The following is a 21,388-nucleotide window of genomic DNA, read 5'->3' as shown; positions in this document are numbered from 1 at the left end:
TTGGAATTTGCAAGATAAAAAAAACTCCCTTTAATGAGGGAGTTTTAACATTATTTTAAATTACAAAGGAATATTTCCATGTTTTCGTTTTGGCGTATCAACTGTTTTATTTTCCAGCATACTAAACGCTTTAATTAATTTTCTTCGTGTATCTCTTGGTAAAATTACTTCATCGATAAAACCACGTTGCGCTGCAGTATATGGATTAGCGAATAACTCAGCATATTCTGCTTCTTTTTCTGCTAATTTAGCCGCAGGATCAGTTGCTTCGCTAATTTCTTTTTTAAAGATAATTTCCGATGCTCCTTTTGCTCCCATTACGGCAATTTCGGCACCTGGCCAAGCAAAATTCATATCAGCACCAATGTGTTTTGAATTCATTACATCATAAGCGCCACCATATGCTTTACGAGTAATTACCGTAACTCTTGGCACCGTAGCTTCGCTAAATGCGTATAATAATTTTGCTCCGTGTGTGATGATTCCGTTCCATTCTTGATCGGTTCCTGGTAAGAAACCTGGTACGTCTTCTAAAACTAATAATGGAATATTGAAACAATCGCAAAAACGAACAAACCGAGCCGCTTTTATCGAACTGTTTACATCTAAACAACCTGCTAAAACCATTGGTTGGTTGGCAACAATTCCAATACTTCTTCCTCCTAAACGAGCGAAACCAACTATGATATTTTCAGCAAAGTCTTTATGGATTTCAAAGAACGAATCTTCATCGATAATTCCGCTGATTACTTCGTGCATATCGTATGGTTTGTTTGCGCTATCAGGCACAAGTGTGTCTAATTTTTCACGAACCTCATCTTGAAATTCATAAGGCAATTTTGGAGTTGTTTCTCTATTATTTTGCGGAATAAAACTCAATAATCTTTTAATATCTTCTAAACATTCCACACCATTTGGAGACGTAATATGACAAACTCCTGATTTTGATGCGTGAGTAGCCGCTCCACCTAATTCTTCCGAAGTTACTTCTTCATTGGTAACGGTTTTTACAACGTTTGGTCCTGTTACAAACATATAACTGTTGTTTTCCACCATCATGGTAAAATCGGTCATGGCTGGAGAATAAACCGCTCCACCAGCACATGGTCCCATAATAGCAGAAATTTGAGGAATAACTCCAGAAGCTTGAACGTTTCTGTAGAAAATATCAGCATATCCACCTAAAGAACGCACACCTTCTTGAATACGAGCACCACCTGAATCATTTAATCCAATCATTGGAGCACCATTCTTCACTGCCATATCCATTACTTTACAGATTTTTTCTGCATGGGTTTCTGATAACGAACCTCCAAAAACGGTAAAATCTTGTGCAAAAACATATACTAATCTTCCGTTGATGGTTCCATAACCAGTTACAACTCCATCACCATAAATAATTTCTTTTTCCATTCCGAAATCAGTAGTACGGTGTGTAACTAACATTCCGATTTCTTCAAACGAACTTTCGTCTAATAAATACTCGACGCGTTCTCTTGCCGTTAATCGTTTTTTAGCGTGAAGTGCTGCAATTCTTTTTTCGCCTCCACCTAATTTGGCTAAAGCGATTTTATCGTTTAATATTTTGATTTTATCTTCCATATTTTTAAAGATTAAAGAAGATAGAAATCAGAAAAAAGACTTTTAAACACATTATTTCTAACTTCTATATTCTATTTTCTATTTTCTTTAGTTTGGTAATCTTAGTACTTTTTGATCTTCAACGTATTGTTGAAATGTAATCATAGCTGCGATTTCGGCTTCGGTATCTAATTTTGATTTTAGTTTTTCAGCATCGTAATACGCTTTTACAAAACCTGTATCAAAATCTCCTGAGCGGAATGCTTCATGCTCCATTACAAATTTCCCGAATGGTAATGTTGTTGCAACTCCTTCCACCAAATAATTATCAATTGCTTTAATCATCAATTCGATTGATTCTTCACGCGTATTTCCGTACGTAATCAATTTGGAAAGCATTGGATCGTAATAAATTGGCACATCCATTCCTTCTTCGATTCCGTTATCTACACGAATTCCGTCTCCTTCTGGTAATTTGTAAGTGCTTAAGAAACCTACGTTTGGTAAGAAATCATTCATTGGATCTTCTGCATACACACGAAGTTCCATGGCGTGACCTTTGATTTGTAAATCTTCTTGTTTCATTGGTAACGCTTCGCCACGCGCTACACGAATTTGCAATTCTACTAAATCCAATCCTGAAATTAATTCTGAAACTGGATGTTCAACTTGCAAACGGGTATTCATTTCTAAGAAATAGAAATTATGATCAGCATCCATTAAAAACTCAACAGTTCCTGCTCCTAAATAATCACAAGCTTTAGCCACTTTTACAGCCGCTTCACCCATTTCTTTTCGTTTTTCTGGAGTTAAAATTGCAGATGGCGCCTCTTCCACTACTTTTTGGTGACGACGCTGGATGCTACATTCTCTTTCGAAAACATAGACAATATTTCCATGACTATCCGCCATTACTTGAATTTCGATGTGACGTGGTTTGGTAACATATTTTTCAATGAAAACCGAACCATCTCCAAAAGCATTTGTTGCTTCTGAAATCGCTCTATCCATTTGAAAAACGAAATCTTCTGCTTTTTCCACCACACGCATTCCTTTTCCTCCACCACCAGCTGAAGCTTTGATTAGAATTGGAAAACCGATTTCAGTAGCAATTTTCTTTGCTGCTTCGATATCCGTAATAGCATCTTCAGTTCCTGGAACCATAGGAATATTGTAATGTTTCACAGCGTCTTTTGCGGCTAATTTACTTCCCATCATTTCAATCGCTTTCGATTTTGGTCCGATGAAAATGATATTATTTTTTTCACAAGCTTCTGCGAAAGTCGAATTTTCACTCAAAAATCCGTAACCTGGATGCACCGCATCAACACCTAATTCTTTACAAACTTCTATGATTTTATCACCTCGTAAATACGATTGAGTTGATGCAGCTTCTCCAATTAAAACGGCTTCATCAGCATATTTTACGTGTAAAGCATTTCTATCGGCAGACGAATAAACCGCCACCGTTTTGATTCCCATTTTTTTCGCAGTTTTCATTACTCTAATAGCAATTTCACCACGATTGGCAACTAATATTTTTTTAATTTCTTTCATCTTATTCGAATTCAATTAACAATTGTCCTTTGTCTACTGCATTTCCTTTTTCAACAGCTATTGATTTGATAACACCATCTCTTGGCGAAAGGAAACAGTTTTCCATTTTCATGGCTTCCAAAATCAATAAAGGATCGTTTTCTTTTACTTCTTGTCCAACCGAAACGTTGATTTCTAAAATCAAACCTGGCATTGGTGCTTTGATTGCATTAACAACTTTGGTTTTTCCACGCTCGATTCCCATACTTTTGATTAATTCATCAATAGCACCAGAAATCGCCACTTCATAAGTGTTGTTGTTAACTTTTACGGTATATTTTTTGGAAATAAAATCGGCCGAAACAATTTCAGCTTTGTAGGGTTTATTGTCTTTTAGTACATGAAACTTTGCATCTTCAATTTTTACTGCATCTAAATTTTGAAGACTATTTTCAGTAACTTCAAACGAAGCAGAATTGTTTACTAAAAGTTTATAATTTGTGCTCATGTGAGATTTATTTAGTGGACGTAAACTTACGAAAAGAAATCGTTTGCGTAAATGAAAAATCTCATAAAATTTGTAAAAATACTATAGCTTTTTATCGGTTTAGGTAAACTTTAATTAATTCTAATAGCTTTTGTTTTTGAATTGGTTTGGAGATAAAGTTATTGAATCCTAATTTTTTTATTTTATCTAATTCTTCTTCAAATGAATAGGAAGTTTGTGCAATAATTGGTATAGTTGAATTAAATTTTCTAATTTCGGTAAAAGCCTGATAACCATCAAGATTTGGCATTTTTATATCCATTAAAATTAAATCTATTTCTTGATTTGTTTTGCAAAAATCAACAGCTTCTGCTCCATCTTTTGCGCGAATAATCTTGAAATTATGGCTTTTTAAAATATTTTCAATGAGTAAAAAATTAATATTATCATCTTCGGCAACTAAAATAATTTCTTCTTCTCCTAAATTCGTAGGCACTTTTATTTCTGAAACAGTTTCTGTTTTTATTTCATTTTCGGTTGCAAAACTCAATGGAACTGAGACAAAGAAGGTAGAACCAACGTTTTCTTGAGAAGTGAAATTAATTTTTCCGCCAAGCATATCCACGTAGGCTTTTGAAATTGCTAAACCTAAACCAAGCCCTTCGTTAGCAGAAATTCCTTGCGCATTAATTTTACTAAAACGTTTAAAAATATTTTCTTGAAAATCGTTCGGAATTCCTATTCCAGAATCTTTAACACTGAAATTTATTATTTTGCTTTTTTCATCAACATCATAATCTAAAATAATAAAACCTTCTTCGGTAAACTTGTACGAATTATTTAAAAGATTAGTAATTACTTCTCCTAATTTAACTTTATCTGAAATAACGTGTTTTTGAATTGTTTTTTCTGGTTTTACTAATTTAAAAGAAACTTTTTCATTGCTATATAACTTTTCATACGAAAGAAAAATTTGCTGAATAAATTCATCTAAATCAAAAGGTTGTAAATTTGGTTTAATTAATTGAGAATCAATTTTAGACATTTCGACCAAATCGTCAATAATTTCTAACAGATTTTTTCCACTTTGTTGAATTACTTTTATATATTCATTTCGTTCTTTATCAGATAATTGTGGATTAGAAAGCAAATCTGAAAAACCCAAAACCGCATTCATTGGAGTTCTAATTTCGTGCGATAAGTTCATTAAAAAAGCTGATTTTAATTTATCGCTTTCTTCTGCTTTAATTTTTGATATTTCTAACTCTTTTGTTTTGGCTTGATTTTCTTCAAATAGTTTTCCAATGTAACGGAATTCTCCTTTTATATTTTTCAAAGATTGAATTGCTCCAGTATCACCTGTTTTCAATATTTTTTTAATGAAACTAAGCGGAAGTTTGGACCACTTATTTGCAAAATAATAATACACAAACCAAGACAAAATTAGAGCAAATGTGATTACAATTAGTATAAATTTAGTTATCCAAAAATCTATATTATATGCTCTTTTAAATACAAGTTGTTCTATTGTTACATTGTTGTGATTTTTGAGTGGTAAAACAAAAAAAACAGCTTTAGTTTTTAGAATAGGTTTTTCGTAAAACTCTATATTTGAAGTACTTATTTTTTCAAAATTCGCAAAATATTCGTTATCTAATAATCTTGCCATGAAAAAACAACCTGATGGTTTTGTCTTATTTTTATAAGGGTCGTTAGATGGATGAATGGTTGCTCCGTAGATTTCTACAACTCCTTCAGGTATTTTTAAATAAAATTTATCAACTTTTTTCTTTAACAATTTTTCAATTGCATCTTTTGTTATAAATCGAGTTGTTTTAATTTTTGGTGATGAAACTTTGGTTATAAAATCACTTTTTTCATCATAAACGCAAACATAATCCGCTTTATAGTTATCTAAAATATTTGCTACAGAGGTATTAAACCATTTAACATCTTTTGTTTTTACAAAATCTACAAATTCATCCCAATAAGTTATTTCTACAACTAAAGATGTTGAATTTTCAGCGTCTAATTTTAGAAGTGAATTAATCTCATTTTTATAAATTTTATTACTTGAATTGTAAATTTCTTCTTCTTGTACTTTCATGTAATAATACAAAGACGCCACTAATACAAGTAAGGCAAGTGACATTAGTGATAATAAACTAATGACTTTAGTATAGGTAGACTCTGTATTCTTGGAGAAAAAAAATTTCACTTTACATCGTATTAGATGTTAAATTTATACTTTTTTTTCAATAAAAATAAAATAATTTATAAAAAACAATTGGTATATAGTAAAAATTCTATAAAGTTAACAGCATCGAATTTCTAAGAATAAGAATTGGTTTACTAAACCAAAACAATTCAAAATCGTCAAAATGTGTTTCAAAGTCTAATTTTAATTGAGAAAAAGTTATTTTATTTTCTGCGTAAACCGAAATTTTATCTAAAGTAGCCATTAACCATTTTCCTTCCTCTGAATTGAGAGAAATATCAAAAGTTTGCGTTTTATTATGAAAGGTTAATTTCATCATTTCCCAAGAATTTCCTTTTTTCGATTTAGTGAATACTTCGGTTTGAGGCTTTCCTCCTAACCAAATAATTTTCGAATTGGATTTCGTATTAAAACTGTGTTCTTTTTGGAGGCAATTATAAATAAAATCAGCAGGAATTTTTGTTTTTGGAATTTTAAAATCGAACCAATCTTGCAGGTCGTAATCGAAACAGATTCCGTGCATATAATTAAATAACGATTTCTTTAATCCGAAACTAAACTTGTCGTGATTGATTCCGGTTTTGTCCTTAAAATTGATGTCGTTATTGGCAAATGTTATTTCATTTTGTTCCGGAATTACTCCGAATTCATCTGGAAACATGCCCACAGGAGAATGCGCTGTCATAGCAAATTGATGCCAAAAACCACTTTGCAAAACACCTAATTCAAACAATTGACGCACCATTTCCAAACTATCTACGGATTCTTGAATTGTTTGCGTTGGATAACCGTACATCAAATACGCATGTACCATGATGCCTGATTCGGTGAAATTTCGAGTAACTTGTGCTACTTGTTCAACGGTTACTCCTTTTTTGATTAATTCTAAAAGTCGGTCAGAAGCCACTTCTAATCCTCCAGAAACCGCAATACAACCCGATTCTTTCAACAACAAACACAAATCAGCCGAAAAACTTTTCTCAAAACGAATATTTGTCCACCAAGTCACCACTAATTTTCGTTTGATGATTTCCAAAGCTACTTCACGCATCAACGCTGGTGGTGCCGCTTCATCAACAAAATGAAAACCGTTTTCGCCAGTTTGAGCGATTAGTTCTTCCATTCGATCTACTAAAATTTTAGCAGCAATGGGTTCGTATAACTTAATATAATCTAAAGAAATATCGCAAAATGTACATTTTCCCCAATAGCAACCGTGTGCCATGGTGAGCTTGTTCCAACGACCATCGCTCCACAAACTGTGCATTGGATTGGCAATTTCTATGACCGAAATGTATTTATCTAACAACAAATCAGAATAATCTGGCGTACCAACTTCTGCTTGCTTGTAATCTGATTTTGTAGAGTTATTTTTATAAACGACTTGGTTGTTTTCTAATAAAAATGTTCTCTTAAATTCACCTGAAAAAACCACCCCGTCCTTCGGACACCCCTCCAAATGAGGGGAATTTAAAACTTGATTTACAAGTAATTCAACTGGAAGTTCGCCATCATCTAAAGTAATAAAATCGAAGAATTCAAAAACACGTTTATCTTTTAATTCGCGCAATTCAGTGTTTGGAAAACCGCCACCCATTGCAATTTTTATATTAGGATGATTTTCTTTTAAAAATTGAGCGCAACAAAAAGCGCTATATAAATTTCCTGGAAAAGGAACGGAAAAACAAACCAATTTTGGTTGTACTTCTTCAATTCTCTGTTTCAGAATTTTGATTGTGATTTCGTCAATAAATGTTAACTCGTTTTGCAAATGATTGTATAACTCATCAAACGAATTAGCACTTCTTCCCAAACGTTCTGCATAGCGACTGAAACCGAAATTTTCATCGATACATTCTACAATAAAATCGGATAAATCTTCTAAATATAAGGTAGCTAAATGTTTGGCTTTGTCTTGCATTCCCATGGTTCCAAAGGCAAATTCCATATCATCTAATTGCTCAAAACGAGAGGCTTCAGGCAAGAAATTTCCTGAACAAATTTGACGTGCTAACGACGGATTTTCCCCTTGAAGAAAAGCGATTACTGAATCAATAGTTTTGATGTAATCGTCTTTTAGGGAATAAATTCTTTGGGTGTTGGGTGTTGGGTGATGGGTGATGGGTGAAAAAATCTCGATTAGACCTTTCTTTGAAAACATTTCTAAAATCACTTCGATACCTAAATCCATTTGGTAAGCCGAAATGTTTTTGGTATTCAAAAAACCTTTGATATAAGCCGTTGCTGGATACGGAGTATTCAGTTGGGTAAAAGGTGGAGTGATTAATAGAATATCTTTCAAGGGATGAGATTTTTGCAAAGGTAAAATTAAAAAGAAAAGTTTTTAACTATTATTTAGCTAATTAATGAATAGTATAGAAATGAAAAATCAGTATTTTAGCAAAAAAATAATTGCTAAAATGCCAAACGACTGTATTACGTATCAAAATTCGGGATATTTTTCAAAATTAATCGTAGATTATTTAGACCAAAAGGCTGAATTAAAGTCGTTATACAATCGGTTTCCAACGCTGGAGAATTTCCAACTTCAAATGGAGGAAAAAAATAAAAACTTCCCGATTGAAAACCGTGAAATTTTAGCAAAAGCATTACTAATTCAATACCAAAATTTTAAGGTTTCTGAAACTACTTCAAATAATATTGAACTTTTAAAAAGCTCTAACACTTTTACAATTACAACAGGTCATCAACTAAATTTATTTACTGGTCCTTTATACTTTCTTTATAAAATTATTTCAATTATTAATTTAACGAAAGAATTAAAGAATACTTATCCAGAAAATAATTTTGTTCCCGTATATTGGATGGCAACCGAAGATCACGATTTTGATGAAATTAATTATTTCAATTTCAAAGGCAAGAAAATTCAATGGAAAAGAGATAGCAAAGGTCCTGTTGGGAGATTAAACACTTCTGGATTAGATGAAGTATATGAGCAATTTTCAAACGAATTAGGATTAGGAAATAATGCGAAATATCTTCGTGAATTATTTAAAAAATCATATTTAGAACACGACAATTTAGCTGATGCTACTCGATACTTAGCTAATGAATTATTCAAAAATGAAGGTTTAGTAATTATTGATGGTGATGATTCGGACCTTAAAAAATTATTTATTCCTTATGCTAAGAATGAATTGTTACATCAAACATCATTTAGAAAGGTAAACGAAACGCTACCCGTATTAGAACCATACAACGTTCAAGTAAATCCGAGAGAAATTAATTTGTTCTATATTCAGGATAATTTAAGAGAACGCATCGTTTTTGAAAACGGAAATTATAAAATCAATAATACATCATTATCATTTTCAGAAAGTGAAATACTAACTGAATTAGAAAATAATCCCGAAAACTTTAGTCCAAATGTAATTTTACGACCATTGTACCAAGAAGTAATTCTACCAAATCTTTGCTACATTGGCGGCGGAGGTGAAATAGCTTATTGGTTAGAACTAAAATCAAACTTTGAATCATATAAAATTACCTTTCCAATTTTATTGCTTAGAAACTCTGCTTTAATTGCTACAAAAAAGCAATTTGAAAAAATGGAAAAATTAAATCTGAGTTGGGCTAATATGTTCCAAAACCAACAAATTTTAGTCAACGAAAAAACCAAATCAATATCAGAATTTACGATTGATTTCAGCGAACAAAAAGAATTTCTAAAAAATCAATTTAAAGCTTTATATGAAATTGCGAATAAAACGGATAAGTCTTTTTTAGGAGCTGTAAAAGCGCAAGAAATAAAACAATTAAAAGGACTTGATACTTTAGAAAAGAAATTACTCAAAGCTGAAAAAAGAATTCATACTGAAAAATTAGAACGAATTATTCAAATTCAAAACGAATTATTTCCAAATCAAACTTTACAAGAAAGAAAATCAAATTTCGCGGATTTCTACAACGAAGCAAATGAATTTGAAGCTTTTTTCTTGCTTTTAAAGTCTCAATTACAACCTTTGGAACAAAACTTTTCTATAATTATAATATAAAAATATCGACTAAAAACGTTTTTATTCGATAAAAAACGATATATTTATTTTTTTAATCAATTAATTGATGTAAATAATATGTTTTTTTAACATTTTTAAATTTAAGTGTTATAAAATTTTATATTTGCATAACTTAAAAATAATAAATATTCTTATGAAAAAAATTACATTTTATTCTACCTTTTTAATTATTATTTCTCTTTTATTTTCATTTAAAAATGAAATAAAAACTCATAAAATGGTTAAAGTTGAAGGAGGCACATTTAAAATGGGTTCAAAAAATTCAGACAAAAGAGCTGATACAGATGAACAAAAAGAACACAATGTTAGTGTTTCAACATTTGAAATTAGTAAATTTGAAGTTACCGTTTGGGAATGGAAACAATTTATCAAAAGTAATAAAATGAAAATGCCTCAAAAACCAAGTTGGGGTTGGAATGACAATTATCCAATAAATGGCATAACTTGGAATGAAGCAATTGCATACTGCAACTGGTTAAGTAAAACTGAAAAGCTTCAACCTGCATACACAAAAAAAGGACCAAATATTATTTGCGATTTTAATGCGAATGGTTATAGATTACCTACAGAAGCCGAATGGGAATTTGCAGCAAAAGGAGGAAAAAATAGTAAATCTTATAACTTTAGCGGAAGCAACAACCTTGATGAAGTTGCTTGGCACAAAGGAAACAGCAAAAAAACACCACATACAGTTGGAACAAAAAACCACAATGAAATAGGAATTTATGATATGAGCGGAAATGTTTGGGAATGGTGTTGGGATTGGTATAATAAAGATTTTTATAAAATGGAAAAGGGAAATAATCCACATGGTCCAGAGATGGGTGATAGAAGAACAGTAAGAGGGGGTTCTTGGGATAGTCAACCTAACTATGTAAGACCAGCAAATAGAATTTCAACAGAACCAAACAAAACTCACGAATTTTATGGTTTTAGAATAGTTAAAACCTACAAAAAATAATATAAAAACCGTTTGCAAAACCTTTTATTAATGGTACCTTTGCAAAAAAATTAAAAAATGGCAACAAACAGAACTTTTACAATGATTAAACCAGATGCTGTAGAAAACGGACATATTGGTGGAATCTTAAACATGATTACAGAAGGTGGTTTTAAAATTGTTTCTTTAAAATTAACTCAATTAACTATTGCTGATGCTCAAGCGTTTTACGCTGTTCACGCTGCAAGACCATTTTTTGGTGAATTAGTTGAATTTATGACAAGAGGTCCAATTGTAGCTGCTATCTTAGAAAAAGATAACGCAGTTGAAGATTTCAGAACTTTAATTGGAGCTACTAATCCTGCTGATGCAGCTGAAGGAACTATCCGTAAAAAATATGCTACTTCAATTGGAGAAAATGCTGTACACGGATCTGATTCTGATGAAAATGCAGCTATTGAAGGTGCTTTCCATTTTTCAGGAAGAGAGCAATTCTAATTTTAGAATTATTATATAAAAACCCGATTTTTAAAATAAAAATCGGGTTTTTTTTATCGCAAAATTAAATTTGTAACCAAATCTTTTCGAAGCTCTTCATTTATCATTTTTATGATTTTGTCTTTTCCGTAACTTAATTCTTCTCTTAAAACCGCTGAAGACAAAGCTACATACAAAGTAGATCCTTTTAATTGAATTTCCGTTGTATAATTATTGACGCCATTTCCCATTAAGTTTTTCCAAGCATCACGAACATTAACCACATCTATACCAGCTTCCAACTTATTTTGAGTAATAAACTGTTTTAACACATCTCCTATCGGACTTTCATCATTGAATCGCTTTGCCATAACTTACTTTACAGAAAATTTAACCGGTCTTATATAATGATATTCTAAATCTTGTTGGTTCTTAACAACTAATTTATCTTTTGTTAATTCAACAATCTCTTCTTGCCAACTCGCATAAGTCGTTTTATATTGAATTGTAGCATCACCATCTTTAACAGTAATAACAATATCTTCTTGAATATCATTAGTTAGATAGGTACCGTCTAATTGCGGCATTACTTTTTTTCTAAAACCTTTATTAGCCTCAATTTTAAAAAAATCAATGGTTTCATTTAATTTGTATTCTTTCTTTTCACCATCTGGAAGTTCCACTTTTTCAATTTCCCAATAGCCATTTAAATTCGAAATATCGGCTTCTGTAACCTTCTGTTTACAAGAAAGAACTGAGCATAAAATTATTAAAAAAAGACTTTTTTTCATACTATATTTACCAAATTAGACCCTAAAATTACAATTAAAAATCATTTGAATTAAACTATTCCGTATTTTTATTGTCTAAGTTTTAAAACTTCTGAAATTTATTTAGCTATGAAAAAAATATCACTACTTTTTATAATGATTACTTCATTCTGGAGTTGTAATTCAGACGATGGAAATTCATCAAACGAAGAAGCTATGTACTTTCCTCCTATTGGTTCTTCTTCATGGGAAACCAAAACAGTAGCATCGCTTGGATGGGATGAAACACAAGTACAACCATTGTTAGATTATTTAGAATTAAAAAACACCAAAGGTTTTATTATTCTTCATAATGGAAAAATTGTAATGGAAAACTATTTTAATGGTCACAGTGCTACTGACCCATGGTACTGGGCAAGTGCAGGTAAAACATTAACAGCAACCGTTACTGGAATAGCAGAACAAGAAGGACATTTAAACATCGATAATAAGGTTTCAGATTATTTAGGAACGGGTTGGACAAGTGCTCCGCTTGCAAAAGAGAATTTAATTACTAACAAACACCTTTTAACCATGTCATCCGGTATAAATGATGCGTTAGGTGATGATGTTTCTCCTGCTAATTTACAATACGTAGCAGATGCAGGAACTCGTTGGGCGTATCATAACGTATATGTTAAACTGCAAGATGTAGTAGCAACATCTACTGGACAAACTTGGTCGAACTATTTCAATACAAAATTGAGAGATAAAATAGGCATGACTGGTGGTGCTTGGATTCAAAATGGAGGGTTAAGTGTATATTGGAGTACTACTCGTAATATGGCTCGTTTTGGTCTATTAGCCTTAAATAGCGGAAAATGGGAAAATAAACAGATTGTACCTCAAGCCTACATGCAAAATGCAACAACCACTTCTCAAAATATTAATTTAGCTTACGGCTATATGTGGTGGTTAAATGGGAAATCGAGTTTTCATTTGCCGCAAACTCAATTTCAATTTAATGGCACACTAATTTCTACAGCACCTAGTGACATGTATTGTGCTTTAGGAAAAAATGACCAAAAAATATATGTGATTCCTAGTCGAAAAATTGTAATTATAAGAATGGGTGATGCAGCTGATGCTGAAAGTTTTGGTTTATCAGACTTTGATGAAGTTTTATGGGAAAAAATAAGTGCTGTTATCAACTAACAGCACTTATTTTATTTTTTTACTTTCTTCTTACCGCTTGTAAACTTAATCAGTAAGTACATAAATATGGCGAAAGAGACCAATCGTAATGTAAGAAATATAAAATCATAATCACTAAATGGGATGGCAACTAAAGCCATAATTACAGCTAATAAAAATAACTGTACGGTTCTATATTTTAAAAGTTCCATTACTTCCTATTTCTTATTTAAAAAATGAATCTACAAATTCGTATTTATTAAACACTTGTAAATCTTCAATTCCTTCACCTACTCCAATATATTTTACTGGTATTTGAAACTGATCTGAAATTCCAATTACTACACCCCCTTTTGCTGTTCCATCTAATTTAGTAACCGCTAAGCAAGAAACTTCTGTTGCCGCTGTAAATTGTTTGGCTTGTTCAAAAGCATTTTGTCCCGTTGAACCATCTAATACTAAAAGTACATCATTTGGTGTATCTTCTACTACTTTCTGCATTACTTTTTTCACTTTAGAAAGTTCGTTCATTAAACCAACTTTATTATGTAAACGACCTGCTGTATCAATAATTACGACATCTGCATTTTGAGCTACCGCACTTTGTAACGTATCGAATGCAACTGAAGCAGGATCACTTCCCATTTGTTGCTTAACGATTGGGACACCTACTCTATCTGCCCAAATTTGTAATTGATCTATTGCAGCTGCTCTAAAGGTATCTGCTGCTCCAAGAACAACATTATAACCTGCTTTTTTAAACTGATAAGCTAATTTACCTATTGTTGTAGTTTTTCCAACACCATTAACACCAACCACCATAATAACATATGGTTTTTTGTTCGTTGGAATTTCAAACTGAGTTCCTTCACCTGAATTAGTTTCCGATAATAAACCTGCAATTTCTTCACGAAGAATACCATTTAATTCATCCGTTCCTAAATATTTATCTTTTGAAACACGCTCTTCTATACGTTCGATAATCTTTAATGTAGTATTAACACCAACATCTGAAGAAACTAATATTTCTTCTAAATTATCTAATACTTCGGCATCTACTTTCGATTTTCCTGCAACAGCTTTAGTAAGCTTAGAAAAAAACGATGTTTTCGATTTCTCTAAACCTTTATCTAAAGTTTGCTTTTCTTGCTCGTTTAATACGGGCTCTTTCTTTTCCGAAGAGAATATTTTTTTAAAAAAACTCATACTAAAATAGGGTTTAAGTTTTTACTGATTTTGTATTGACTGCAAAATCAATTATATGACAAATGTAAAAATAAAAAAGCTACTTTCAAACGAAAGTAGCTTATCTATATAATTGTTTCTATGAATTATTTCTTTTTCAAGAATTCATCAACTAATTCAGGAGCCATCACAGATTCAACGAATGTGTAAGCGCCAGTTTTTGGAGATTTAACCATTTTAATAGCTTTGGTTAATCTTTTAGAAGCTGTTTGTAAAGTTGCTACGGTTTTCTTTGCCATGACTTATCTTATTTAATTTCTTTATGTACAGTTACTCTCTTTAAGATTGGATTAAATTTTTTAATCTCTAATCTATCTGGAGTATTTTTTTTGTTTTTCGTAGTAATGTAACGAGACGTTCCTGGAACTCCAGAAGTTTTGTGCTCAGTACATTCTAAAATAACTTGGATTCTATTACCTTTCTTTGCCATTTTGATATATATATTATTGCGGATTATACAGATTTCACAAATCCGTTTGCTTTTGCATTTTTCAATACGGCAGCAATTCCATTTTTATTAATAGTTTTTAATGCAGCAGTTGAAATTTTCAACGTTACCCATCTATCTTCTTCAGGAATGTAAAAACGTTTTTTTACTAAGTTAACAGAGAATTTTCTCTTTGTTTTGTTCATAGCGTGAGAAACATTGTTCCCTACCATTGCTCTTTTACCTGTAAGTTCACAAACTCTTGACATTATTATTCAGCTTTATTTCGTTATCTAAAATCAGGGTGCAAAGAAACAAAATCCATTTCATATACACAACTATCTTTTATTATTTTTTTAAAATTTCTTTATAAACTAATTCCAACGCTTTACTAATAGCCCTATCTATGACCTTTTCACGGGGTTGACCAAAATTAAATTCTTCCGCAAAAACCCCATTTGGAGTAGCAATAGCAATGAAAATCGTTCCTAATTCTGCTGCTTTATCGCCTTTAGTTGGACCAGCATTTCCTGTAGTAGCAATTGCATAATCAGAAGCCATTATTTTTTGTACTGACTTTGCCATTTCAGTAGCAACTTCTGCACTTACAACTCCACATTTTACAACAGCATCATTTGCAACCCCTAACACATTTATTTTAGTCTGAGTGGTATAACTCACAACACTTCCCTTAAAATAATTTGATGCCCCTGGAACCGCCGACAAAGTTGCCGCTATTTTTCCACCCGTACAACTTTCCGCTGTTGAAATTGTCACTTTTTTTTCAGTCAATAATCTTCCTAAAACTACTTCAATAGCTTCGTCTTCATTATATCCTACAATTATATCATGAATTAACAAATCGAGCTTTTCAACTTGCTGTTTTATTTCATTTTTCAGTAATTCTTCATTTGTTCCTCTCGCCGTTAATCTTAAACGAACTTTCCCTGGACTTGGCAAATACGCTAATTTGATAAAATCAGGCAAATTATCTTCCCATCCTTCAATTTGTTCCGCTATCATGCTTTCTCCGCGACCATAAGTCATGATGGTTTGATGCACAATATAAGGACGTTCAAATTTTTGAACTAAATTTGGAATCACTTCGTTATCAATCAAATACTTCATTTCGTAAGGAACTCCCGGTAAAGAAATAAAAACTGTATTATCTTTCTCCATCCACATTCCTGGCGCTGTTCCGGCTTGATTAAAAAGGACTTTTGCTTTTGTAGGAACTAACGCTTGTTCTCTATTAATTTGCGTAATTGGTCGCTTATAAAAACCTTCAATTATCGATTTCACATGTACTAAAACAGCTTCATTTTCGACTAAATCATCTTCAAAATAATCGCAAAACGTTTTCTTTGTAATATCGTCTTTAGTTGGACCTAATCCGCCCGTTATGATAACAACATCTACATTATTTTGAAGTGAATGAAATGTATCTAAAATGTGTTGTTTATCATCAGAAATAGACAACATTTCGTGCGTTGCGATTCCAATTTTATCTAAAGCTTTAGCAATGTAGGATGAATTTGTATCAACAATTTGTCCAATAAGAATTTCATCACCAATAGTTACAATAGCAGCTTTCATTTGAATGTCATAATAGATTTTGGGGAAATAAAAAAACAGAATACTACAGTTTGAAATCTTTTTTAATTTCTTTTACTGCTAAATCAATCCTACTTTTTAACGATTTGAATACTTCTTTAATTTCTTTTCTTTTACCTTCAGCTTTGGCCCAAGTCATGATTTGAATATTCTCTTCATAAGCTAAGTCCATTCCTAATAAATCTAAAGTAGGTTTTATTTTATGACATGACGCATAAGTTCTAGTGTAGTCTTTTTCTTCGATTGCTACTTTAATGGACTTAATTTCTGCCGGAACTTCCTCTAAGAATAAAGTCACTATTTGCAATGCAAACTCAATATCATTTTCAGAAATTTCATAAACCTTTGCTAAATTATATTGTAATGCCATAACTACCTGATTTGAATTTTAAACATCGATTTTCCTTCAATAAAACCCTCTAAAACATCACCTTCTGTAACTTTTGCAACACCTTTTGGAGTTCCTGTAAAAATTATATCTCCAATTTTTAAGGTAAAATATTGCGAAACATAGGTGATTAACTCATCTATTTTCCACAACATCAAACTTGTATTACCTTCTTGAACGGTGATTCCATTTGATTTTAACTCAAAGTTAATATTTTCTAGCGAAGTATAATTTTTTTTCGATATAAAGTTCCCAATTACCGCTGAATGGTCAAATGCCTTCGCTTTTTCCCAAGGTAACCCCTTCTCTTTCAGCTTACTTTGAACATCTCGAGCCGTAAAATCGATTCCTAAACCAATTTCTTCATAATATTTATGAGCAAATTTAACATCGATATGCTTCCCAACTTTACAAATCTTAACCAAAATCTCCACTTCATGATGAATGTCGTTACTGAAAGCTGGAATCACAAATGGATTTTTATTTGGTAAAATCGATGAATCTGGCTTTAAAAAAATCACAGGTTCTGTTGGTCTTTCATTATTCAACTCCGAAATATGGTCGGCGTAATTTCTACCTATGCAGATTATTTTCATAATTCTAGTGATTAGTAAATAGTGAAAAGTAATTAGCAACTATTCACTAATTACTTTTCACTAATCAGTCTATTTAGTATTTAACTTTCTTAATTTTATTCCTGTCAGCACTTTTTTAGTATACAATGGAAAATCAGCGTTTTGAATCCAACCGAAATAACCTGGTTCTTTATCAAAAACATCATCAACTAATGCGCCTTTGTGTTTTCCAAAGGTAAAAATTTCTTTTCCATCATTATTCAAAGCAATAAATCCAGCGAAGTCGACTGATTTTTTACGCGTTGTAAACTCAGATAACGATTTCATATCATTTTCTAAATTCTCATAACGATCTAGTTGTGATTTTAAGATTTCGTAGGTTGCCATCGTATCCGCTTCAGCACTGTGGGCATTTTCTAAACTTTGTCCGCAATAGAATTTGTATGCTGCACTTAAAGTACGTTCTTCCATCTTATGGAAAATCGTTTGCACATCAACAGAAACTCTGTTTTTCATATCAAAATCAACTTCAGCACGTAATAATTCCTCTGCTAAAAGCGGAATATCAAATCTGTCTGAATTAAACCCAGCCAAATCAGAATCTTTAATCATGTTATAAACTTGCGCAGCTAATTCTTTGAATGTGGGTTCATTGGCTACTTTTTTATCCGTAATTCCGTGTACAGCTGTAGTTTGTGGCGGAATTGGAATGGTAGGATTTACCAACCATGTTTTGCTTTCTTTATTTCCGTTTGGATATACTTTAAATATTGAGATTTCTACGATTCGATCTCTTGCTACATCAATTCCAGTAGTTTCAAGGTCGAAAAAGCAGATAGGGCGTGTTAATTTTAATTCCATAGCGATTTTATATAGGACAAAGATAATTGAAGATTTTTTTATTTACTAATTCTTGAAAACTTATAGTAGATAATTAATTCGGCTACCAGTAAATTAAACATCCAGCCAGACCAAGCGGCAATTCGGTAAGCGTCCATTGGTAAAGGTTCAAAAAAGAAAACCAATAAATATTTGAATAATCGAAGTGAAATTGCAGACAATGTCAATGCAAAACTTCTGATGGCAAATTTTTGATGTTTGATTACTTGTTTTTTCAGTATGAAATAGAAAGATAGAAAGGTGAATAATATCCAAAAAGTAGACAACAATAAAAAAGAAACTTGCGCAAATAAACCACCATTTGCATAATATGACATTACTAAACCACTTGGACCTGAAAGCAATAATAGGATTCCGACATAAAATCTTCCTGAAATTCGATGTAGTTTTATGTGTTTTTTTTGAATGTAATTCGAAAACTGTAAAGCACCAAAAATCATCAAGAATATACTTGTATACACATGAGTAAAAAAAGCAATTCTATAATGATTGAAAACTATTACATCTTGTTTAATTCGTAAAAAAGCAACATCAGTATGATATGGAATATACTGAAGTGTTATTAACAAAAGTAGATATGAAAAATAAACATATCCAATCCACAAAAGATATTTTGAATATTTAATCCACATTATCTTCCAAATGTATCGTAGTATTCTTCTGCGTTTTGTTCATAACGAAGTAGCAAATCGATATTTTTAATTTCGATTTCTGTTAAATCCTCTTTAACATCTCCAAAAACAGGCATATACCAATCAAACAATTCAAAATACATGCGCAATTGTTTATCGCGAAAAGCAAATCCATGACGTGCAAAAATAGAATTTCGAAGAATAAAAATATCGGCTTTTGACAAATTGGAAACAAAATCAGAAGTCAATTCATCGATAGAAGCATTTTTCTCGTATAACTTTTCGGTATTAGTAAAATATTCTTCGAACTCATTTTCAAACACTTCACCATCTATTGTATCTTTATATTTTAATGTATTAAATTTATCATCATTAATAAATATTTCATCAACTTTATTATTTTGGTTGTATATAAATATCTTTTTTTGAAGTTGATATTTTCTTGTTGCAACTTTTAATTCTTTCGGATTATATGCTACCCAATTACCTATTAACAAACTATCATTCTTACTAATATTCATTTCAAAAAGCCCGTCATATTTTGACTTCTTAAACTCATCTACTTTGATAACGAATTCACTTTCATTTTGAAAAACAAGACCTTTAAATTGACTAATATTTCCTGCAGTTATTGAATGACCAAAAATAGAATCGCCTTTAATCTCATCGATAGAAAATGTAATTTTTCTATTTAATAAGTTGTAATTTTTTTCTTGATAAATGGAATCTGTTTTTTCTTCACTGATATCCGCCTTAAAATCACCAACCCAATAACCTAATAAATCTTCTTTACTATTTACAACCAAGCTATTACTAACCTTTGGTTCCACAAATTGAATTTCTTCAAAGCTTTGCTCAGCAACAAATTTCTTTTCATTTTTTATTACCTCTTTACAAGAAATAGTAAAAAACGAAATACATATAAGAGAATAAAATAACTTCATGACATACTTTTAATAAACCAAAAATAACAAAAAACCCGACACTTTTCAGTATCGGGTTAATTTATAATTTAGTTCAAATTAAATATCTCTATTGATATCCCAAGCTTCTAAGTAATCCGCTACACGTTTTACGAAACTTCCTCCTAACGCTCCATCAACAACTCTGTGGTCATAAGAGTGCGACAAGAACATTTTTTGACGGATTCCAATAAAATCACCTTCTGGAGTTTCAATAACTGCAGGTACTTTTCTAATTGCACCTAAAGCTAAAATACCTACTTGTGGTTGGTTGATAATTGGTGTTCCAAAAACAGAACCAAAAGTTCCCACATTCGTAACTGTATAAGTTCCGCCTTGAGTATCGTCTGGTTTTAATTTTCCTGCTTTTGCACGGTTTCCTAAATCGTTAACCGCTTTTGCCATTCCAACTAAGTTTAATTGGTCAGCATTTTTAATTACAGGAACGATTAAGTTTCCGTTTGGTAAAGCAGCTGCCATTCCTAAGTTGATATTTTTACGTTTGATGATAAATTCACCATCAACTGAAATATTCATTCCTGGGAAATCTTTCAATGCTTTTGCCACTGCTTCCATGAAGATTGGCGTGAAAGTTAACTTCTCACCTTCTCTCTTTTCGAAAGCATTTTTAACTTTATCTCTCCATTTTACGATGTTTGTTACATCAACTTCAATGAATGACTGAACGTGAGCCGAAGTTTGTACCGAAGCTACCATGTAACCCGAAATCAACTTACGCATTCTGTCCATTTCTACAATCTCATCACCTCCATTTACAGAAACCGGAACGGATTGCGCTACTGGAGCTGGAGTTGCTTTTGGAGCCGCCGCTGGTGTTGCCACAACTGCAGGCTGACTTCCTCTATTTTTGATATAATTTAATAAATCTTCTTTATTTACACGACCATCTTTACCAGAACCAGCAATAGACTCTAATTCTGCTAATGAAATTCCTTCTTCTTTGGCAATGTTTTTAACTAAAGGTGAAAAGAATTTATCTGATGCTGAAAAATCAGCTGGCGCAACAGTTTCTTTTGCTACTTCAACTGCTTTCGCAACTTCTGCAACAGCAACTGGGGCTTCTACTTTAACTTCTGGAGTTGAAGCAACGGCACCACCTTCAGTTTCGATAATAGCGATTGTTTGTCCCACTTGAACTACATCATCGGTATTAAATAAAATTTCAACAAGTGTTCCTGCAACTTCTGAAGGCACTTCACTGTCTACTTTATCAGTAGCGATTTCAAGTACTGCTTCGTCCATTTCAATTTTATCACCAACTTTTTTTAACCAGTTAGTAACTGTTGCTTCTGCAACACTCTCACCCATTTTAGGTAATTTCAATTCAAACTTTGCCATATCTTTAAACTAAAGTTGTGTTTTTGTATTTGGTTTGCAAAAATACTAATTTTTCATTCGTTTTATA

The 21,388-nt window shown here is 31.8% G+C and carries 22 protein-coding genes; 4 read left to right on the top strand and 18 right to left on the bottom strand.

Going from position 1 to position 21,388, the window contains the following annotated elements; all coding sequences use genetic code 11:
- Window positions 1–60: 60 nt before the first annotated feature.
- The 5 genes from GFJ94_RS07560 to GFJ94_RS07540 form a co-directional block, all read right to left on the bottom strand.
- Window positions 61–1,602 (bottom strand): acyl-CoA carboxylase subunit beta, encoded by a 1,542-nt coding sequence (locus tag GFJ94_RS07560; RefSeq protein ID WP_153200938.1) that lies wholly within the window; start codon window positions 1,600–1,602, stop codon window positions 61–63.
- Between the two features lie 87 nt (window positions 1,603–1,689).
- The gene (locus GFJ94_RS07555) at window positions 1,690–3,129 is read right to left on the bottom strand and encodes an acetyl-CoA carboxylase biotin carboxylase subunit (RefSeq protein ID WP_162523823.1); all 1,440 of its coding nucleotides are present in this window, start codon (window positions 3,127–3,129) and stop codon (window positions 1,690–1,692) included.
- 10 nt (window positions 3,130–3,139) lie between these two features.
- Window positions 3,140–3,625 carry an acetyl-CoA carboxylase biotin carboxyl carrier protein subunit gene (locus GFJ94_RS07550; RefSeq protein ID WP_153200936.1) on the bottom strand — a complete coding sequence of 162 codons (486 nt, stop codon included), beginning with the start codon at window positions 3,623–3,625 and terminating at the stop codon, window positions 3,140–3,142.
- Window positions 3,626–3,716: 91 nt separating this feature from the next.
- Window positions 3,717–5,756 carry a response regulator gene (locus tag GFJ94_RS07545; RefSeq protein ID WP_153200935.1) on the bottom strand — a complete coding sequence of 680 codons (2,040 nt, stop codon included), beginning with the start codon at window positions 5,754–5,756 and terminating at the stop codon, window positions 3,717–3,719.
- Between the two features lie 154 nt (window positions 5,757–5,910).
- Window positions 5,911–8,124, bottom strand: coding sequence for a radical SAM protein (locus GFJ94_RS07540; protein ID WP_153200934.1), 2,214 nt, complete (start codon window positions 8,122–8,124; stop codon window positions 5,911–5,913).
- A 118-nt stretch (window positions 8,125–8,242) separates the two neighbouring features.
- Here GFJ94_RS07540 and bshC point away from each other — a divergent pair, with 118 nt between their 5' ends.
- The 3 genes from bshC to GFJ94_RS07525 all read left to right on the top strand — a co-directional run bounded on the left by bshC (window position 8,243) and on the right by GFJ94_RS07525 (window position 11,297).
- The gene (bshC, locus tag GFJ94_RS07535; RefSeq protein ID WP_153200999.1) at window positions 8,243–9,838 is read left to right on the top strand and encodes a bacillithiol biosynthesis cysteine-adding enzyme BshC; all 1,596 of its coding nucleotides are present in this window, start codon (window positions 8,243–8,245) and stop codon (window positions 9,836–9,838) included.
- A 238-nt stretch (window positions 9,839–10,076) separates the two neighbouring features.
- Complete coding sequence (locus GFJ94_RS07530; protein WP_162523819.1) at window positions 10,077–10,820, top strand: SUMF1/EgtB/PvdO family nonheme iron enzyme; 744 nt, start codon at window positions 10,077–10,079, stop codon at window positions 10,818–10,820.
- A 57-nt stretch (window positions 10,821–10,877) separates the two neighbouring features.
- Window positions 10,878–11,297 (top strand): nucleoside-diphosphate kinase, encoded by a 420-nt coding sequence (locus tag GFJ94_RS07525; protein WP_133607821.1) that lies wholly within the window; start codon window positions 10,878–10,880, stop codon window positions 11,295–11,297.
- Window positions 11,298–11,350: 53 nt separating this feature from the next.
- Here the strand turns inward: GFJ94_RS07525 and GFJ94_RS07520 are convergent, their stop codons facing one another.
- Both GFJ94_RS07520 and GFJ94_RS07515 read right to left on the bottom strand, forming a co-directional pair.
- Window positions 11,351–11,647, bottom strand: coding sequence for a DUF721 domain-containing protein (locus GFJ94_RS07520; RefSeq protein ID WP_153200932.1), 297 nt, complete (start codon window positions 11,645–11,647; stop codon window positions 11,351–11,353).
- Between the two features lie 3 nt (window positions 11,648–11,650).
- Complete coding sequence (locus GFJ94_RS07515; protein ID WP_153200931.1) at window positions 11,651–12,067, bottom strand: lipocalin family protein; 417 nt, start codon at window positions 12,065–12,067, stop codon at window positions 11,651–11,653.
- Window positions 12,068–12,175: 108 nt separating this feature from the next.
- Between GFJ94_RS07515 and GFJ94_RS07510 the strand changes: the two genes are divergently transcribed.
- On the top strand, window positions 12,176–13,240 hold the full coding sequence (locus GFJ94_RS07510; protein WP_153200930.1) for a serine hydrolase: 1,065 nt from the start codon (window positions 12,176–12,178) through the stop codon (window positions 13,238–13,240).
- A gap of 204 nt (window positions 13,241–13,444) precedes the next feature.
- Here the strand turns inward: GFJ94_RS07510 and ftsY are convergent, their stop codons facing one another.
- The 11 genes from ftsY to GFJ94_RS07455 all read right to left on the bottom strand — a co-directional run bounded on the left by ftsY (window position 13,445) and on the right by GFJ94_RS07455 (window position 21,321).
- The gene (ftsY, locus tag GFJ94_RS07505) at window positions 13,445–14,425 is read right to left on the bottom strand and encodes a signal recognition particle-docking protein FtsY (RefSeq protein WP_153200929.1); all 981 of its coding nucleotides are present in this window, start codon (window positions 14,423–14,425) and stop codon (window positions 13,445–13,447) included.
- A gap of 125 nt (window positions 14,426–14,550) precedes the next feature.
- Window positions 14,551–14,703: a DUF4295 domain-containing protein gene (locus GFJ94_RS07500; RefSeq protein ID WP_113988621.1), complete on the bottom strand. Its 153-nt coding sequence runs from the start codon at window positions 14,701–14,703 to the stop codon at window positions 14,551–14,553.
- Window positions 14,704–14,711: 8 nt separating this feature from the next.
- Window positions 14,712–14,894 carry a 50S ribosomal protein L33 gene (gene rpmG / locus GFJ94_RS07495; protein ID WP_008253902.1) on the bottom strand — a complete coding sequence of 61 codons (183 nt, stop codon included), beginning with the start codon at window positions 14,892–14,894 and terminating at the stop codon, window positions 14,712–14,714.
- A 23-nt stretch (window positions 14,895–14,917) separates the two neighbouring features.
- Complete coding sequence (gene rpmB / locus GFJ94_RS07490) at window positions 14,918–15,160, bottom strand: 50S ribosomal protein L28 (RefSeq protein ID WP_008253904.1); 243 nt, start codon at window positions 15,158–15,160, stop codon at window positions 14,918–14,920.
- Between the two features lie 79 nt (window positions 15,161–15,239).
- A complete protein-coding gene (locus GFJ94_RS07485; protein ID WP_153200928.1) occupies window positions 15,240–16,487 on the bottom strand; it encodes a CinA family nicotinamide mononucleotide deamidase-related protein in 1,248 nt (415 codons plus the stop codon).
- 43 nt (window positions 16,488–16,530) lie between these two features.
- A complete protein-coding gene (locus tag GFJ94_RS07480; protein ID WP_153200927.1) occupies window positions 16,531–16,875 on the bottom strand; it encodes a histidine kinase in 345 nt (114 codons plus the stop codon).
- 2 nt (window positions 16,876–16,877) lie between these two features.
- Entirely contained in the window at window positions 16,878–17,489 is a 612-nt protein-coding gene (locus GFJ94_RS07475; RefSeq protein WP_153200926.1) for a fumarylacetoacetate hydrolase family protein, read from the bottom strand.
- Between the two features lie 69 nt (window positions 17,490–17,558).
- A complete protein-coding gene (locus tag GFJ94_RS07470) occupies window positions 17,559–18,329 on the bottom strand; it encodes a 3'-5' exonuclease (RefSeq protein ID WP_153200925.1) in 771 nt (256 codons plus the stop codon).
- A gap of 38 nt (window positions 18,330–18,367) precedes the next feature.
- Complete coding sequence (locus tag GFJ94_RS07465; protein ID WP_153200924.1) at window positions 18,368–19,000, bottom strand: DUF2306 domain-containing protein; 633 nt, start codon at window positions 18,998–19,000, stop codon at window positions 18,368–18,370.
- Entirely contained in the window at window positions 19,000–19,944 is a 945-nt protein-coding gene (locus GFJ94_RS07460; protein WP_153200923.1) for a YARHG domain-containing protein, read from the bottom strand. Before GFJ94_RS07460 ends, GFJ94_RS07465 begins: the two co-directional genes overlap by 1 nt.
- A 78-nt stretch (window positions 19,945–20,022) precedes the next feature.
- Window positions 20,023–21,321, bottom strand: a complete 1,299-nt coding sequence (locus GFJ94_RS07455) for a dihydrolipoamide acetyltransferase family protein (protein ID WP_008253926.1) — start codon at window positions 21,319–21,321, stop codon at window positions 20,023–20,025.
- Window positions 21,322–21,388 lie beyond the last annotated feature (67 nt).

It is taken from the genome of Flavobacterium sp. LMO8 (assembly GCF_009495755.1).
Lineage (GTDB): Bacteria > Bacteroidota > Bacteroidia > Flavobacteriales > Flavobacteriaceae > Flavobacterium.
Note: the sequence above shows the minus strand (reverse complement) of the source record. Positions and strands in the feature narration are given on the sequence as shown.

Bases quoted from the DNA above. Each gene is read 5' to 3' on its own strand.
- GFJ94_RS07455 (WP_008253926.1), bottom strand. From the start codon at position 21,321: ATGGCAAAGTTTGAATTGAAATTACCTAAAATGGGTGAGAGTGTTGCA.
- GFJ94_RS07510 (WP_153200930.1), top strand. From the start codon at position 12,176: ATGAAAAAAATATCACTACTTTTTATAATGATTACTTCATTCTGGAGT.
- GFJ94_RS07515 (WP_153200931.1), bottom strand. From the start codon at position 12,067: ATGAAAAAAAGTCTTTTTTTAATAATTTTATGCTCAGTTCTTTCTTGT.
- GFJ94_RS07470 (WP_153200925.1), bottom strand. From the start codon at position 18,329: ATGGAATTAAAATTAACACGCCCTATCTGCTTTTTCGACCTTGAAACT.
- GFJ94_RS07560 (WP_153200938.1), bottom strand. From the start codon at position 1,602: ATGGAAGATAAAATCAAAATATTAAACGATAAAATCGCTTTAGCCAAA.
- GFJ94_RS07500 (WP_113988621.1), bottom strand. From the start codon at position 14,703: ATGGCAAAGAAAACCGTAGCAACTTTACAAACAGCTTCTAAAAGATTA.
- GFJ94_RS07465 (WP_153200924.1), bottom strand. From the start codon at position 19,000: ATGTGGATTAAATATTCAAAATATCTTTTGTGGATTGGATATGTTTAT.
- GFJ94_RS07550 (WP_153200936.1), bottom strand. From the start codon at position 3,625: ATGAGCACAAATTATAAACTTTTAGTAAACAATTCTGCTTCGTTTGAA.
- GFJ94_RS07475 (WP_153200926.1), bottom strand. From the start codon at position 17,489: ATGAAAATAATCTGCATAGGTAGAAATTACGCCGACCATATTTCGGAG.
- GFJ94_RS07480 (WP_153200927.1), bottom strand. From the start codon at position 16,875: ATGGCATTACAATATAATTTAGCAAAGGTTTATGAAATTTCTGAAAAT.
- GFJ94_RS07485 (WP_153200928.1), bottom strand. From the start codon at position 16,487: ATGAAAGCTGCTATTGTAACTATTGGTGATGAAATTCTTATTGGACAA.
- GFJ94_RS07530 (WP_162523819.1), top strand. From the start codon at position 10,077: ATGGTTAAAGTTGAAGGAGGCACATTTAAAATGGGTTCAAAAAATTCA.
- rpmB (WP_008253904.1), bottom strand. From the start codon at position 15,160: ATGTCAAGAGTTTGTGAACTTACAGGTAAAAGAGCAATGGTAGGGAAC.
- ftsY (WP_153200929.1), bottom strand. From the start codon at position 14,425: ATGAGTTTTTTTAAAAAAATATTCTCTTCGGAAAAGAAAGAGCCCGTA.
- GFJ94_RS07520 (WP_153200932.1), bottom strand. From the start codon at position 11,647: ATGGCAAAGCGATTCAATGATGAAAGTCCGATAGGAGATGTGTTAAAA.
- rpmG (WP_008253902.1), bottom strand. From the start codon at position 14,894: ATGGCAAAGAAAGGTAATAGAATCCAAGTTATTTTAGAATGTACTGAG.
- GFJ94_RS07525 (WP_133607821.1), top strand. From the start codon at position 10,878: ATGGCAACAAACAGAACTTTTACAATGATTAAACCAGATGCTGTAGAA.
- GFJ94_RS07545 (WP_153200935.1), bottom strand. From the start codon at position 5,756: ATGTCACTTGCCTTACTTGTATTAGTGGCGTCTTTGTATTATTACATG.
- GFJ94_RS07460 (WP_153200923.1), bottom strand. From the start codon at position 19,944: ATGAAGTTATTTTATTCTCTTATATGTATTTCGTTTTTTACTATTTCT.
- bshC (WP_153200999.1), top strand. From the start codon at position 8,243: ATGCCAAACGACTGTATTACGTATCAAAATTCGGGATATTTTTCAAAA.